14 protein-coding genes are annotated in these 14,250 nt (G+C 65.9%); 9 read left to right on the top strand and 5 right to left on the bottom strand.

The genetic code is table 11. The features are described 5' to 3' along the window. Positions 1-98 precede the first annotated feature (98 nt). Positions 99-1,058 carry an AraC family transcriptional regulator ligand-binding domain-containing protein gene (locus tag C4K38_RS11960; RefSeq protein WP_053278514.1) on the bottom strand — a complete coding sequence of 320 codons (960 nt, stop codon included), beginning with the start codon at positions 1,056-1,058 and terminating at the stop codon, positions 99-101. Between the two features lie 69 nt (positions 1,059-1,127). On the opposite strand from C4K38_RS11960, the gene C4K38_RS11955 reads away from it, so the two are divergent. The 6 genes from C4K38_RS11955 to C4K38_RS11930 all read left to right on the top strand — a co-directional run bounded on the left by C4K38_RS11955 (position 1,128) and on the right by C4K38_RS11930 (position 4,966). Next, positions 1,128-1,982: a sterol desaturase family protein gene (locus C4K38_RS11955; protein ID WP_053278513.1), complete on the top strand. Its 855-nt coding sequence runs from the start codon at positions 1,128-1,130 to the stop codon at positions 1,980-1,982. Then, the gene (locus C4K38_RS11950) at positions 1,979-2,575 is read left to right on the top strand and encodes an NADPH-dependent FMN reductase (protein WP_053278512.1); all 597 of its coding nucleotides are present in this window, start codon (positions 1,979-1,981) and stop codon (positions 2,573-2,575) included. The genes C4K38_RS11955 and C4K38_RS11950 overlap by 4 nt, the downstream gene beginning before the upstream one ends. A 299-nt stretch (positions 2,576-2,874) precedes the next feature. Next, positions 2,875-3,594, top strand: a complete 720-nt coding sequence (gene pcsA, locus C4K38_RS11945; RefSeq protein WP_053278511.1) for a phosphatidylcholine synthase — start codon at positions 2,875-2,877, stop codon at positions 3,592-3,594. Positions 3,595-3,630: 36 nt separating this feature from the next. Then, complete coding sequence (locus C4K38_RS11940) at positions 3,631-3,996, top strand: DUF2784 domain-containing protein (protein WP_053278510.1); 366 nt, start codon at positions 3,631-3,633, stop codon at positions 3,994-3,996. A gap of 115 nt (positions 3,997-4,111) precedes the next feature. Next, positions 4,112-4,510: a hypothetical protein gene (locus C4K38_RS11935; RefSeq protein WP_053278509.1), complete on the top strand. Its 399-nt coding sequence runs from the start codon at positions 4,112-4,114 to the stop codon at positions 4,508-4,510. A 15-nt stretch (positions 4,511-4,525) separates the two neighbouring features. Next, the gene (locus tag C4K38_RS11930; protein WP_053278508.1) at positions 4,526-4,966 is read left to right on the top strand and encodes a GNAT family N-acetyltransferase; all 441 of its coding nucleotides are present in this window, start codon (positions 4,526-4,528) and stop codon (positions 4,964-4,966) included. A 201-nt stretch (positions 4,967-5,167) separates the two neighbouring features. On the opposite strand, the gene C4K38_RS11925 is transcribed toward C4K38_RS11930, so the two are convergent. The 3 genes from C4K38_RS11925 to C4K38_RS11915 all read right to left on the bottom strand — a co-directional run bounded on the left by C4K38_RS11925 (position 5,168) and on the right by C4K38_RS11915 (position 7,186). Next, on the bottom strand, positions 5,168-5,578 hold the full coding sequence (locus C4K38_RS11925; RefSeq protein WP_053278507.1) for a hypothetical protein: 411 nt from the start codon (positions 5,576-5,578) through the stop codon (positions 5,168-5,170). A gap of 93 nt (positions 5,579-5,671) precedes the next feature. Next, positions 5,672-6,511, bottom strand: a complete 840-nt coding sequence (locus tag C4K38_RS11920; RefSeq protein ID WP_053278506.1) for an AraC family transcriptional regulator — start codon at positions 6,509-6,511, stop codon at positions 5,672-5,674. A gap of 114 nt (positions 6,512-6,625) precedes the next feature. Then, positions 6,626-7,186 (bottom strand): TetR/AcrR family transcriptional regulator, encoded by a 561-nt coding sequence (locus tag C4K38_RS11915; RefSeq protein ID WP_053278505.1) that lies wholly within the window; start codon positions 7,184-7,186, stop codon positions 6,626-6,628. A 171-nt stretch (positions 7,187-7,357) separates the two neighbouring features. Here C4K38_RS11915 and C4K38_RS11910 point away from each other — a divergent pair, with 171 nt between their 5' ends. Genes C4K38_RS11910 through C4K38_RS11900 form a run of 3 tightly spaced genes read left to right on the top strand, consistent with a single transcriptional unit; the run spans position 7,358 to position 13,095 of the window. Then, positions 7,358-8,521: an efflux RND transporter periplasmic adaptor subunit gene (locus C4K38_RS11910; RefSeq protein ID WP_053278504.1), complete on the top strand. Its 1,164-nt coding sequence runs from the start codon at positions 7,358-7,360 to the stop codon at positions 8,519-8,521. Between the two features lie 27 nt (positions 8,522-8,548). Continuing rightward, on the top strand, positions 8,549-11,689 hold the full coding sequence (locus C4K38_RS11905) for a multidrug efflux RND transporter permease subunit (protein ID WP_053278503.1): 3,141 nt from the start codon (positions 8,549-8,551) through the stop codon (positions 11,687-11,689). A gap of 5 nt (positions 11,690-11,694) precedes the next feature. Next, a complete protein-coding gene (locus tag C4K38_RS11900) occupies positions 11,695-13,095 on the top strand; it encodes an efflux transporter outer membrane subunit (protein ID WP_053278502.1) in 1,401 nt (466 codons plus the stop codon). A gap of 87 nt (positions 13,096-13,182) precedes the next feature. On the opposite strand, the gene C4K38_RS11895 is transcribed toward C4K38_RS11900, so the two are convergent. Next, a complete protein-coding gene (locus C4K38_RS11895; protein ID WP_053278501.1) occupies positions 13,183-14,145 on the bottom strand; it encodes a GlxA family transcriptional regulator in 963 nt (320 codons plus the stop codon). Between the last annotated feature and the right edge of the window lie 105 nt (positions 14,146-14,250).

The raw sequence follows: 14,250 nt of genomic DNA, 5'->3' as shown, positions 1-14,250 counted from the left end.
AGGCTCGAATTCGATAAATAAAATTCATGTTTTTTATGGAGTGGATTCCTTTTAGGAATCCTAACGACGCCTGCTGTGATGTCGCGAGCGTGATGGATTCAGTCGCACTTCCAGCGCTTGCGGGCATGCAGGTACGCCGCCAGGTCGCCGTAACCCAACTGGGCCGCCACCTGGGCACGGCTCTCGCCGAGAAATTCCAGCTGCTGTTCCAGCTCGGCGCGGACCTGATCGAGCAACTGGCGAAAGGTCATGCCCTGCTCTTCCAGGCGCCGGCGCAGGGTGCGCGGGCTCTGGTAGAGCGCCTCGGCCTGGTTCTCCAGGCTCGGTACCACGCCACGGGCCAGGCTGTCGCGCATGCTGGCCGCGACCTTGCCGGTCCAGCCGCCCAGTTGCAGGCGCTGGGCCAGGCGGCGGTCCAGTTCGCTGCGCAGCAACTCCTGCATGCCGGCGTGGCGCGTCAGCAGCGGCAGGCGCAGGGTGGCCTGGTCGTAGTACAGGCGGTTGTGCGGGCAATCGAATTTGAGGTGGTCGCCGAACCACTGGCGATATTCCTCGTGGTAAGCCGGTCGCGGATGGCTGAAGCAGGCGCGTACCGGCCGCACAGCTTGCCCGGTGCTGTGACGCATCTGGGTCAGGGCCATGACGCAGTAATGCTCCACCACGTAGCGGGTCAGCCCGGCGGGTGCGTCGATACGCAGTTCGACGCCGAGCATATCGCCATCGCTGACCAGCCTCAGGCGGTCCATGTCCGAGGCCAGCGCGGCGTAGTCGGCCCAACATTGCATGGCGCCGCGCACGTCCGCGCAGTACAGGCAGATGTAGGCCAGTACGTGCAGGTCCTGGGGGGTGAATTCGCCGAACAGGTGCAGGCCGATGGCCGGGTCGCGCTCCGCCGCCAGGCGCCACAGCTGTTCGAGCTCGAGCAGGTTGTAATCCTGGCGGTCGCCGCGGGTCTGGCGTTGCAGCACCCGTTCCAGCACCCGGCCGAGCTGGCCCCGGTGAAAACGGCGGACCGGTTGATTGGCCTCTTCGCCAGTGTTTTTGTCCAGTTCGCGCATAGGGTCCGGGCGGCTCTTGGTTTCTTATTGTTCGGGCAATGCCCATGTCGGGCCTGACTCGAGATTGCCATGAATACAACAATGCTCGCCAACAATCCAATCCCGGTCGTGGCCGGGATTTTCCTCGGTTTCATCCTCCTGGAAATCGCCTGCACCTGCTTTCGCCAACCCAAGGGCCAGCGCCGCGATGTGCTGATCGAGATCATAGGTTCCTCGCTGTTGCTGGGCCTCACCTTCCCCCTGGTGATGTTCCTCAGCACCCTGCTGCTGGACACCTTCGCGCCGTCGCTGAAGAACAGCCTGGGCGACCTGCACTGGGTCGCGGGCGCAGCGCTGTTCCTGGTGCTCGATGACATGACCCAGTACTGGTGGCATCGCCTGACCCACCGCCTGCCGTTCCTCTATGCGCTGCACCGCGCGCACCATTCGGCGCCGTACATGAGCATCCGCATCGTCTACCGCAACAACAGCTTCTATTACCTGCTGATGCCGGGTATCTGGCTCTCCGGCATGCTTATCTACATGGGCCTGGCGCCGGTCTACTACGGCTACCTGATCGTCAAGATGACGGTGATTTTCGCCGCCCACAGCAGCGTCGCCTGGGATGACAGGCTCTATCGCATCCCGGCCTTGCGCCCACTGATGTGGTTGCTGGAACGGATCATCTCGACCCCTTCCACCCACTCCGCCCACCACGGTTTGAATGCCCATGACGGGGTGACCCACTACAAGGGCAATTTCGGCAATCTGCTGTTCTTCTGGGACGTGCTGTTCGGCACCGCGAAAATCACCCGCCGCCGGCCCAGCGCCTATGGCATCGAGGACCTGCGCCCCATCAGCTGGCAGCAGGAACTGTTCTGGCCGCTGGTGCGTTCGCCCAAACCGGCGGCGCGTCCCGAAGCCAAGCAGGAGGTGGCGCAATGAGCCTGCATATCGTGCTGATCGCCGGCTCCAGCCAACCCGACAGCCAGTCGGCCAAGGTCGCCCATTACCTGGGCCAACGCCTGCGCCAACTGAAACTCTGCGAGCAGGTCACGCTGCTCGACCTCGGGCGCTCGCCCTTGCCGCTCTGGCCAAGCCCGGACTCGAACGCCGTCTGGAGCCAGTACTCGGCCAGCTTGCTCCAGGCCGACGCGCTGGTGGTGGTGACGCCGGAGTGGAACGGCATGGCCTGCCCGGCCATCAAGAATTTCTTCGTGTATGCCGGCCACACCGAGCTGGGGCACAAGCCGGCGTTGCTGGTCGGGGTCTCGGCCGGCGTGGGCGGCGCCTACCCGCTCGCCGAGCTGCGCGTCTCCAGCTACAAGAACTGCCGGATCTGCTACTTGCCGGAACAGCTGATCGTTCGCCAGGTGGAAGGCGTATTCAATGCTCATGCCGAACCCACTCCTGAAGAACGCCACCTGCGCGCTCGCGCCGACTGGACCCTGGAGGTCCTGGCCAAGTACGCCGGTGCGATGAAGCACCTGCGCTCGTGCATCGATATCCAGGACGTACCCTTCGCCAACGGGATGTAGCACCACGACACCGCAAGTGAACGCCTCGGGGGCCCCGGCCTCCCCAACGCCCTGAAGAAATTCGCTTTCACCGAGGCCCGTCCTCGCCAAACTGTGGCTACAGTCTTAGGAGCCGCCACGGGCTTGGGCGCCATGCTGTGCCGACAAGCCTATGGGCGGCCTGACAAAGACACAGGCAGCGGTGAACCTTATGGCCGCCTGCCCGGTCGATAGATGCAGCCTGGCCAGGTTTGGCGATAAGCCCCCCGTTTCTTCCAATAGGGCGTCGTACGGCTGGTTTCATTTCCTGGAGAACGCCCGTGATAACGACCCGACACATCGCCAGTCTCAAAGCCTGGGGCGCCCATGGTTTCACCGCTACCGGCGTGGTCACGGCCTTTCTCGCCACCCTGGCGCTGTTCGACAACCAGCCCAAGGCCTGCCTGCTGTGGCTGGGCGTGGCGCTGATCGTCGATGGTGTCGATGGCTCGCTGGCGCGCAAGGTCAATGTGCAGTCGGTGTTGCCGCATTTCGACGGCTCGGTGCTGGACCTGGTGATCGACTACCTGACCTATGTGTTCATCCCGGCGTTGTTCATCTATCGCTATATCCCGCTGCCGGACTACAGCGCGCTGCTGGCGACCTCGGTGATCCTGGTGTCGTCGCTGTTCTGCTTCTGCAACGTCAACATGAAGAGCAAGGACAACTATTTCGTCGGTTTCCCCGCGGCCTGGAACGTGGTGGCGCTGGCGCTGTACATCCTTGCCCCGACACCCTGGCTGACCCTTTCGAGCATCGTGGTCCTGGCGCTGTTGACCCTGACCCGGATGAAATTCCTCCACCCCTTCCGCGTGCGCCGCTTCATGCCGGTGAATATCGCGGTGACCGCCATCTGGCTGCTGTGCAGCCTATCTCTGGTGATCAACCATCCCTACAATGGCCCCTGGGTGATGGGCTTGTGGCTGGCGATGTCGGCGTACTTCCTGGGCATCTGCATCTGGCGCACCGCGCTGGGCTGGTTCGACCGCACGCGAACCTGAACCCCTGCTGTACCCCTGACCGCAACGAGACTCGACATGCTCTACCGCTTCGCCGCTGACAGCCTGGTATCACTGCACCTGACCTTTATCCTGTTCGTACTCTTCGGCGGCCTGCTGGTGCTCAAGTGGCCGCGCCTGGCCTGGCTGCACCTGCCCGCCGCGACCTGGGGCGTGGCGGTCGAAATCTTCCACCTGCCCTGCCCCCTGACCGACTGGGAAAACCGCCTGCGTCACGGTGCCGGCCAGCAGGGTTATGGCGACGGTTTCATCGAGCACTACCTGATCCCGCTGATCTACCCGGCCGGGTTGACGCCGCAGATCCAGCTGGTCCTCGGTACGCTGGTGCTGCTGATCAACGCCCTGGTCTACGGGCGGCTGTTGTGGCGGCGCCGGCGACCTTGAAAAAACCGACGGCGTGGCCAGCGAATCCCGCGCCACAGCTTGTCCCGTCTGTGTATATTTCCAGGCAACCCCATGGGCAACGGCGATCTGCGATCGCTTCGAGTGGAGTCCATAGATGCCCGATTTCCAGATCCGCCAGCCTTGCCCACCCGGTGCCTGCGACTGCGATCGCGAGCGCCTGCTGCAAACCCCTGGCACCGACCTGCGCATCCTCGGCCTGACCCGCCAGGAGGAAAAGCGCCTGCTCGACCGGCTGGAGAACCTGCAAAGCCTGAGCGACCTCGAACACATGCAGCAGCGGATGTACGAACTGCTGGGCATCCGCGTGCAGATCGCCCCCAGCTTCAACGAAGTGCGCAGCATGCGCGGCATCGCCATCCAGCTCGACGAGCTGCCGGGCCTGTGCCGCAAGACCCGCCAGTCGATCCCCGCCGCCATCCGCCGCGGCCTGGAGAAGAACCCGGAAATCGCCTACCGCCTGCTCGACGCCCACGACCTGTTGCGCGACGCCTGAACTGGAATGCTCCCTATGAAACCCGCCGTCACGGCCAGCCCCTTGATCGTCATCAGCGACACCCTCGACAGCAGCTTCGAAACCCTGCTTGGCCGGGGCCTCGCCGCCTTCAACGAACAGATGACCGGCTACAACGACCGGCAACCCCTGGCCGTGGAACTCAAGGACCCAGAGACCTGCCAAGTCCTGGGCGGCATCAGCGGCCGCACCTCCCTGGGCCTGCTGTTCATCGACCTGTTCTACCTGCCGGAAAACCTGCGCAGCTCGGGCCTCGGTACCCAACTGCTGCAGGCGTGCGAAGACGAAGGCCGGCGCCGCGGCTGCCGCTCGGCCGTGCTCTACACCCTGAGCTTCCAGGCGCCGTCCTTCTATGAAAAACACGGCTGGCAACGCTTCGGCGAGATTGCCTGCGATCCCGAAGGCAGCAGCCGGGTCTTTATGAGCAAGGCCCTCTGAACCGGAACCGCCCAACTCCCACAATCCCGTAGGAGCGAGCGGGCGGCGATCCGACTTGCCCGCGATAGCCACGCAGAATACCTGCCCCACCGCGTTATCCTTCATCGCGGGCAAGCCTCGCTCCTACGGGGTGGTGTGTGATCTTCTTCCGTAGGAGCGCAGCTTGCGCGCGATGGCCGCGACGCGGTCTGCCGGGAACACCTACCAGTTATGGCTATTGATCCGCTTGTGCCCCAGCAACTGGTCGACCATGGCCACGGCAGCCGCCTTCGAAGCGCAGTGCAGCAAGGGGTAGCCCCAGAACTTGCGGTAGCTGTCGGCGAAGGCCTCCACCCGGGCCTGGGTCGCGCCGTCGGGGGCGATCACGATACTGGCCCGGATCCAGCGGCGGATCGCCTCCTTGTTGCGCTTCATCCACAAGGAGGCCTGCTTGAGGCTGGCCTGGGCGTCTTCGCCCTGCTGCGGTTGTTCCCCAGGCGCGTCGGCGGTCACCAGCACAAAGGGCTTCTGGCGTTGCAGCAACTGGTCGAGCTGGCTGAAAGGATCGGTCTGGCCGGCCGCGCCGCGGTAGTGCATCCAGACCAGGGGAAACTGACGATGATCGATGTTCATAAGGCTTCCTCGACAAGAGACAAACAAGAATGCCTATCATCTGCAAAGGAGACACTGTCTGCATCAGTCAACCTGGACAAGCTATTGACCGATTCAGCCAAATGAAGATTCAGCGTCCCGAGACAGCGCCTGGTCGCCCAGCAGCATCCCGCGCTCGGCGAGAAAACGCGCCGGCGGCTGGCCCACAGCCTTCTTGAACATGCGGATAAAGGCGCTGGCGCTTTCATAACCCAGGCCCAGCGCCACGCTCTCCACCGACTCGCCCCGGGCCAGGCGCTTGATCCCCAGCAGGATGTGCAACTGGCGTTGCCACTGGCCGAAACTCAGGCCGGTCTCGGCCAGGATCAGCCGGCTCAGGTTGCGTTCGCTCATGCCGATCTGCTCGCCCCAGCCACCCAGGCTGCGACGCTCGGCCGGCTGCTCGATGATCGACGCGGCCATGGCGCGCAACTGCGGGTGCCGGGGCATGGGCAGGTGGATCTGCTCCTGGGGCGCGGCGGCCAGTTCATCCAGGGCCACCGCCATCAAGCGCCCCTGCGGGCCGTCGAGGTCATAGAGCTCGGGCACTTCCACGCAACGCTTGAGCAACGCCTGCAACAGCGGCGAAACCGCCAGGGTGCAGCAGGCCCCGGGCAGGCCGCGGACCTGTTCCGGTTCGACGAACAGGCAGTAACTCTCGGTCCGCTCCAGGCCCCGCACGTTGTGCCGCATATCCCCGGGAATCCACACCGCGCATTGCGGCGGCGCCATCCACAGGCCTTCGTCGGTCTCGCAGGTGATCACCCCGGCCAGCGGGAACAGCAGCTGCGCCTTGCGATGGCTGTGCCAGGGTCGCTCCCAGCGCGTGGCCTGCATGGAGATCCGCAGCGCATACAGCGGCCGGTCGATCCGGTCCGGGTCCTGGGGTTGATGTTGGTCGTGCAGTGCCGGCATGGCGAAACCCGTGGAGGATGAGACTCGAGCCACTGACTGGCCCGAGCCTCTGACGCTGGGGATTGTGCTGGCCACAGGGCATTTCGCCAAGCAGCGCTGGCGACGCGTCGGGAATCAGGACGACGGCGTTGCCGCGCCATGCAGGAACATCTGCTCCAGGACCAAAGCCGATCCTGCTGGAGCAGCGCGACCCAGGCGCTCGGAATCGACGATGCCGCAGATCAGGGTCATGAACAGATCACTCAACACCGGCGCGCTGACGTCGATGCGCAGGTAACCCTCTTGCTGCGCCCGCAGGAAGAAGGCGTCCAGGGCGTCGATACATGGCTGCCAGCGATTGCCCTCGGCGTTCGGCGCCATCGTGTCCGGGCGGTACTGGAAGACCATGAACAGCAGCAACTCGCGCTGCGCCAGATTCAACTGGATCAGATTGCGCAGGGCCACCGCCGGCGCGGCCTGGTGCAGGTCCGCGGTCTCGATGATCTGCTTCATCACCTCGCAGGTGTGGCTCATCAGCATCTCGATCAGGTTGTCCCGGGTGCCGCAGAACCGATGCAGGGTGGCCTTGCTCACCCCCGCCGCCTCGGCCAGTTCCTTCAGTGTCCCCCACGGATGGTCGACGATGGCCACGGCCAGCGCCTTGAGGAGTTTTTCGTCGGAAGCGGGCGAAGACATAAGGGCAGACTCATTCTGGGCAGGAAGAACGCACGCATTGTGCAGAAAATCCCTACAAGCTCAAGGGAGTTGACACTTTTTAACACAAAAGAATCATTTGAGACAAATTTGCCTCATAAGATCCTTGAAGATATTATTCGCGCCTTTCCAGAACCAGCCTTCAGGTGAAACATGAATGCGTTGCGCGAATTGCGTGTATTGAGCTTGGCAGCGGTGGCCCTGATGGGCATGGCCGGCTGCGGTAATGGCGAGCAGCCCGGAGCGCAACCGAGTGCGCCCAGGCAGGTCGAGACCCTGACCGTCCTCCCCGAGACCCTGGCCCTGAGCAGCGAACTGCCCGGCCGTATCGAGCCAGTGCGGGTCGCCGAAGTGCGGGCGCGGGTGGCCGGCATCGTGATCCAGCGTCACTTCGAGGAAGGCGCGGACGTGAAAGCCGGCGACCTGCTGTTCCAGATCGATCCGGCGCCGCTCAAGGCCGCGCTGTCCCGCGCCCAGGGCGAACTGGCGCGGATCGAGGCGCAACAAAGCGAGACCCAGGCCCGGCTCAAGCGTTATGAACAACTGGCGAAAGTCGAAGCGGTCAGCCAGCAGGACCTCGACACCGCCCGCTCCGCCCTGCAGAGCAGCCAGGCCGCCCGCCAGTCGGCCCGCGCCGATGTGGAAACCGCCCGCCTCAACCTGGGTTACGCCACGGTCCGCGCGCCGATCTCCGGGCGCATCGGCCGGGCCCTGGTCACCGAGGGCGCCCTGGTGGGCCAGGGCGAAGTGACCCTGATGGCGCGCATCCAGCAACTGGACCCGATCTACGCCGACTTCACCCAGCCGGTGGCCGAGGCCCTGCGCCTGCGCGAAGCGCTCAAGCAAGGCAGCCTGTCCGCCGGCGAGGAGTCGCGGCTGTCGATCCAGGTCGAGGGCACTGAGTTCCAGAGCCAGGGCGAACTGCTGTTCTCCGACGTCTCGGTGGACCGCGGCACCGGCCAGGTGTCCCTGCGCGGGCGCTTCGACAACCCCGAAGGCACCCTGCTGCCGGGCATGTACGTGCGGGTGAAGGTGCCCCAGGGCACCGACCGCCAGGCCCTGCTGGTGCCGCAACGCGCGGTGCAGCGCGGCAGCGACGGCCAGGCCCGAGTGCTGGTGGTGGACGCCAGCGACAGCGTCGCCCAGCGCCCGGTGCAGACCGGCGTCATGCAGGACAAGCGCTGGCAGATCACCCAGGGCCTGGCCAGCGGCGACAAGGTCATTGTCGGTGGCATGAGCGGCCTCAACCCCGGCGACAAGGTCGCCATTCAACAGCCCGATCCGCAACCCGCGCAGCAGCAGGCAGCCCGCCAGTAAGCCCGGCCCTGCGTTCGAGGACACACCATGTCTCTGTTCTTTATCAAACGGCCCAAGTTCGCCTGGGTCGTCGCCTTATTCATTTCCCTGGCCGGCCTGCTGGTGATCCCCGCCCTGCCAGTGGCCCAATACCCCAGCGTGGCGCCGCCGCAGATCAGCATCACCGCCACCTACCCCGGCGCCTCGGCGAAAGTGCTGGTGGATTCGGTCACCAGCGTGATCGAGGAGGAGCTCAACGGCGCCAAGGGCCTGTTGTATTTCGACTCCACCAGCAACTCCAACGGCGTCGCCGAAATCGTCGTCACCTTCGAGCCGGGCGTCCAGCCGGACATGGCCCAGGTGGAGGTGCAGAACCGCCTGAAGAAGGCCGAGGCGCGCCTGCCCCAGGCCGTGCTCAGCCAAGGCGTCCAGGTCGAACAGACCAGCGCCGGCTTCCTGATGATCTACGCCCTGAGCTACAAGGAAGGCGCCCGGGAGCAGGACACCACCCTGCTGGCCGACTACGCCGCGCGTAACGTCAACAACGAGATCCGCCGGGTCGAAGGCGTGGGCAAGCTGCAGTTCTTCGCCTCGGAAGCGGCCATGCGGGTCTGGATCGACCCGCAGAGCCTGGTGGGCTACGGCCTGTCCATCGAGGACATCGGTAACGCCATCCGCGCGCAGAACGTGCAAGTCCCAGCGGGCAGTTTCGGCAGCGCACCGGGCGCGATCGGCCAGGAGCTGACTGCCACCCTGGCGGTCAAGGGCACCCTGGACAACCCCGAGGAATTCGCGCGCATCGTGCTGCGCGCCAACCAGGACGGCTCCAAGGTCACCCTGGGCGACGTGGCGCGGATCCAGGTCGGCAGCCAGGACTACAACTTCACCACCCGCCTCAACGGCAAACCGGCGGTGGGCGCGGCCATCCAGCTGTCGCCGGGGGCCAACGCGATCAAGACCGCCAGCGCGGTCAAGGAGCGCCTGCACGAGCTGTCGGTGAACTTCCCGGAGAACGTGCAGTACTCCGTGCCCTACGACACCTCGCGTTTCGTCGACGTGGCCATCGAGAAGGTCATCCACACCTTGATCGAAGCCATGGTCCTGGTGTTCCTGGTGATGTTCCTGTTCCTGCAGAACCTGCGCTACACCCTGATCCCCAGCATCGTGGTGCCGGTGTGCCTGGCCGGTACGCTGACGGTGATGTACCTGCTGGGCTTCTCGGTGAACATGATGACCATGTTCGGCATGGTGCTGGCCATCGGCATCCTGGTGGACGACGCCATTGTGGTGGTGGAGAACGTCGAGCGGATCATGGCCGAGGAAGGCCTGTCCCCGGCGGCGGCCACCGTCAAGGCCATGGGCCAGGTCTCGGGGGCGATCATCGGCATCACCCTGGTGCTGTCAGCGGTGTTCATGCCGCTGGCGTTCATGGCCGGCTCGGTGGGGGTCATCTACCAGCAGTTCTCGCTGTCGCTGGCGGTGTCGATCCTGTTCTCCGGGTTCCTCGCGCTGACCTTCACCCCGGCGCTGTGCGCCACCCTGCTCAAGCCGGTGGCCCCGGGGCACCATGAGAAACGCGGCTTCTTCGGTGCCTTCAACCGCCTGTTCGGCCGCCTGACCGAGCGCTACAGCGCCTTGAACAGCCACCTGGTGCGACGCGCCGGGCGCTACATGCTGGTCTACCTGGGCGTGGTGATGCTGCTGGGCTTCGTCTACCTGCGCCTGCCCGAGTCCTTCGTGCCCGTGGAAGACCAGGGCTACATGATCGTCGACGTGCAGCTGCCACCGGGCGCCTCCCGCGAGCGCGCCTCGGCCACCGGCCAGCAACTGGAGCAGTTCCTCGCCTCCCGCGAGGCCGTGGCCAACACTTTCCTGGTGCTGGGGTTCAGCTTCTCCGGGCAGGGTGAAAACGCCGCCCTGGCCTTCCCGACCCTGACGGACTGGTCGCAACGCGGCGCCGAGCAGTCGGCCGAGGCGGAAACCGCCCAGGTCAACCAGCGTTTCGCCAGCCCCGACGACGGTACGGTGATGGCCGTCAGCCCGCCGCCAATCGACGGCATGGGCAACTCCGGCGGTTTCTCCCTGCGCCTGCAGGACCGTGGCGGCCTGGGGCGCGAGGCCCTGCTGGCGGCACGCGACCAGTTGCTCGGCGAAACCTACGGCAACCCGAAGATCCTCTACGCGATGATGGAAGGCCTGGCCGAGGCGCCACAGCTGCGCCTGGACATCGACCGGGACAAGGCCCAGGCCCTGGGGGTGGGGTTCGACGCGATCAATAATGCGCTGTCCACCGCCTTCGGCTCGGCGGTGATCAACGACTTCGCCAACGCCGGGCGCCAGCAACGGGTGGTGGTGCAGGCCGACCAGAGCCAGCGCATGACCCCGGAAAGCGTGCTCAAGCTCTATATCCCCAACAGCAGCGGCGCCCTGGTGCCCCTGAGTGCCTTTGTCTCCACCCACTGGGAAGAAGGCCCGGTGCAGATCGCCCGCTACAACGGCTACCCGACCATTCGCATCTCCGGCGACGCCATGCCCGGGGTCAGCACCGGCGAGGCCATGGCCGAGATCGAACGCCTGGCGGCCCATCTGCCGGCCGGCATCGGCTACGAATGGACCGGGCTGTCGTACCAGGAAAAGATCGCCAGCGGCCAGGCCCTGCAACTCTTCGCCCTGGCCTTCGTGGTGGTGTTCCTGCTGCTGGTGGCGCTGTACGAGAGCTGGACCATTCCCCTGGTGGTGATGCTGATCGTGCCGGTGGGCGCCCTCGGCTCGGTGCTCGCGGTGACCGCCGTCGGCATGCCCAACGACGTGTACTTCAAGGTCGGCCTGATCACCATCATCGGCCTGGCGGCGAAGAACGCGATCCTGATCGTCGAGTTCGCCAAGGACCTCTGGGCCGAGGGCTATAGCCTGCGGGACGCGGCCCTCAAGGCGGCGCGCCTGCGTTTCAGGCCGATCGTCATGACCTCCCTGGCGTTCATCCTCGGCGTGGTGCCGCTGGCCCTGGCCACCGGCGCCGGCGCGGCCAGCCAGCGCGCCATCGGCACCGGGGTGATCGGCGGCATGCTCAGCGCCACCCTGCTGGGGGTGATCTTCGTCCCGATCTTCTTTGTCTGGGTGCTGTCGCTGCTGCGCCGCGAACCCACGACGAGCAACGATGACCTGCAACCCGCGCGGACCGAGGAATGACCGGCATGAAATCCAACCCCCTGATCTACGCCGCCCTGCCCCTGGCCCTGCTGTTGGCCGGCTGTTCCCTGGCGCCGCGCTACGAGCGTCCGCCGGCGCCGATCGCCGCGACCTGGGAAGGCCAGGCCGCGACGCCGAAGGAGCTGCCGCAGTGGCAAGCCTTCGTCCTCGATCCCGACCTGCGGGTGCTGGTGGACAGCGCCCTGGCCAACAACCGCTCGCTGCGCCAGGCGCTGCTGGATATCGAGGCGGCCCGGGCGCAATACCGCATCCAGCGCGCCGACCGCCTGCCGGGGCTGAACGCCAGCGGTTCGGGCAACCGCCAGCGCCTGCCGGCCGACCTGTCGTCCAGCCAGACGGCCGGGGTATCCAGCACCTACCAGGTGGGGCTGAGCCTGCCGGAGTACGAGATCGACCTGTTCGGCCGCGTGCGCAACCTGTCGGACGCCGCCCTGGAGCAATACCTGGCCACCGAGGAAGCCACCCGCGCCAGCCAGCTGGCGCTGATCTCCGAGGTGATCCAGGCCTACCTGACCTGGGATGGCGCCCAGCGCCAGTTGGCCCTGACCCGAGACACCCTGCGCAGCCGCGAACAGTCCCTGGGACTGATCGGCCAGCGGCGCACCATCGGCACCGCCACGGCCCTGGATTATCAGGAGGCCCAGGGCCTGGTGGAGCAATCCCGGGCCGATCTGGAAAACACCGACCGCCAGCTGCGCCTGGCGCGCAATGCCCTGACCCTACTGGTGGGCACGCCGGACGCGCTGCGCGCCCTGCCCGCCCAACCACGTGACGAACTGTTGCTGGTGCAGGACATGCTGCCCGGGGCGCCGTCCGAGCTGCTCGCCCGGCGTCCGGACGTGCTGGCCAGCGAGCATCGGCTCAAGGCCCGCCATGCAGATATCGGCGCGGCGCGGGCGGCGTTCTTTCCGCGGATCACCCTGAGCGGCAGCCTGGGCACTTCCAGCAGCGAGATGTCCGGGCTGTTCGACGGCGGTTCGCGGTCCTGGTCGTTCCTGCCTTCGGTGTCGATCCCGATCTTCGCCGGCGGGCGCAACCGGGCCAGCCTGGACCTGGCCGAGGTGCGCAAGGACAGCGCCGTGGCCGCCTACGAAGGCACGCTGCAACAGGCGTTCCGCGAAGTCGCCGACGCCCTCGCCGCCAGCGACACCCTGCGCCGCGAGGAGGCGGCGCGCCAGGGTCTGTCGCGCACCAGCCAGGCCACCCTGGAGCTGGCCAAGGCCCGCTACGACAGCGGCCTGGACGATCACCTGCGCTACCTGGACGCCCAGCGCAGTGCCTTCAACGACCAGTCCACGCTGATCCGCATCAGCACCCAGCGGCAGATCGCCCTGGTGGACCTGTTCCGGGCCATGGGCGGTGGCTGGGACAAACAGCCGCTCTAGAGTTGTGCGGTAAATCCGGGCAGGGTAGCGGGCAGGCAAGCCCACTACCCTGCCTTTTTTGCGCTGACCGGCGCTGGTCATCGGCACTCAGCCGGCGGCCTGGAACTTCTTGCGGTAAGCCGCCGGCAGCAGGCCGACCCGTTGCTGGAACAGCCGGCGAAACGAGTTGCTGTCTTCGTAGCCCACCTTGTAGGTGATGCTGTCCAGGGTCATGCGCGTGGACTCCAGCAGTTCCTTGGCCTTCTCCAGGCGCAACGTCTGCAGATAGGCCAGGGGCGTGTAGCCGGTGGCGTCCTTGAAACGGCGCTTGAAGTTCCTCACGCCGAAGCCGAAACGGCGGGCCGTGTCGTCGATCAGCAGCGGCTGGTCGAAGTGTTCCTCCAGCCAGTCCTGCACCCGCAGGATCTCGCCATCCCCATGGCTCTTCGGCAATGACCACATGACATACACCGACTGCTCGCTGCGCACCTTGTCGATCAGCAGATACTTGCCGCACTTCTGCGCCAGCTCCAGGGAAGCGAAGCGCCGCACCAGGTGCAGCAGCAGGTCCATGGCCGCGCTCGCGCCACCGCTGGTGATCAGGCGATCGTCTTCGCAGAGAAGCTGCCCCTCGTCCAGTTCGACCCCGGCGTAACGCCGCCGGAACAGCTCGGCAAAGGCCCAGTGGGTGGTGGCGCGGGCGCCCTTCAGCAGGCCGGCTTCGGCCAACAGGAAGGTGGCCGTGCACATCGATGCCAGCACCGCGCCCCGGGCGTGCTGTTGTCGCAGCCAGGGCCCATAGCCGGCAAATGCCGGCAAGGCTTCATTCAAGGTGAAGAGAAAGCCGGGGATCAGCACCAGGTCGGTCCGGGCGATCTCGGCCACGGACTGCTGCACCCGCAGCGCCTGCCCGCCCCAGGCATCGACATCGGCGCCATCCAGCGAGGCGACCACCACCTCGAACGGCGCGCTGGCGGTGTCGGCGAACAGGTTGGCGGCGCTCAGTACTTCCAGGGCCAGGGTGGCGCTGGCGGCGGAACAGTGATCGGCCAGGAGCAAGGTGACGTGCATAGTGGATTCCGTTGCGCTTTTCGCATGAAAAAAGTCATTTGCGCACCTACCTTAGCCGATTCCCCTCCCCTAAAGTGCGGCCATCCTTTCAATCATCGGTGTATT

Source organism: Pseudomonas chlororaphis subsp. piscium, assembly GCF_003850345.1.
Lineage (GTDB): Bacteria > Pseudomonadota > Gammaproteobacteria > Pseudomonadales > Pseudomonadaceae > Aquipseudomonas > Aquipseudomonas piscium.
Note: the sequence above shows the minus strand (reverse complement) of the source record. Positions and strands in the feature narration are given on the sequence as shown.

Coding starts and splice junctions, on each gene's coding strand:
- C4K38_RS11960 (WP_053278514.1), bottom strand. CDS start 1,058: ATGCGCGAACTGGACAAAAACACTGGCGAAGAGGCCAATCAACCGGTC.
- C4K38_RS11955 (WP_053278513.1), top strand. CDS start 1,128: ATGAATACAACAATGCTCGCCAACAATCCAATCCCGGTCGTGGCCGGG.
- C4K38_RS11950 (WP_053278512.1), top strand. CDS start 1,979: ATGAGCCTGCATATCGTGCTGATCGCCGGCTCCAGCCAACCCGACAGC.
- C4K38_RS11940 (WP_053278510.1), top strand. CDS start 3,631: ATGCTCTACCGCTTCGCCGCTGACAGCCTGGTATCACTGCACCTGACC.
- C4K38_RS11935 (WP_053278509.1), top strand. CDS start 4,112: ATGCCCGATTTCCAGATCCGCCAGCCTTGCCCACCCGGTGCCTGCGAC.
- C4K38_RS11930 (WP_053278508.1), top strand. CDS start 4,526: ATGAAACCCGCCGTCACGGCCAGCCCCTTGATCGTCATCAGCGACACC.
- C4K38_RS11925 (WP_053278507.1), bottom strand. CDS start 5,578: ATGAACATCGATCATCGTCAGTTTCCCCTGGTCTGGATGCACTACCGC.
- C4K38_RS11920 (WP_053278506.1), bottom strand. CDS start 6,511: ATGCCGGCACTGCACGACCAACATCAACCCCAGGACCCGGACCGGATC.
- C4K38_RS11915 (WP_053278505.1), bottom strand. CDS start 7,186: ATGTCTTCGCCCGCTTCCGACGAAAAACTCCTCAAGGCGCTGGCCGTG.
- C4K38_RS11910 (WP_053278504.1), top strand. CDS start 7,358: ATGAATGCGTTGCGCGAATTGCGTGTATTGAGCTTGGCAGCGGTGGCC.
- C4K38_RS11905 (WP_053278503.1), top strand. CDS start 8,549: ATGTCTCTGTTCTTTATCAAACGGCCCAAGTTCGCCTGGGTCGTCGCC.
- C4K38_RS11900 (WP_053278502.1), top strand. CDS start 11,695: ATGAAATCCAACCCCCTGATCTACGCCGCCCTGCCCCTGGCCCTGCTG.
- C4K38_RS11895 (WP_053278501.1), bottom strand. CDS start 14,145: ATGCACGTCACCTTGCTCCTGGCCGATCACTGTTCCGCCGCCAGCGCC.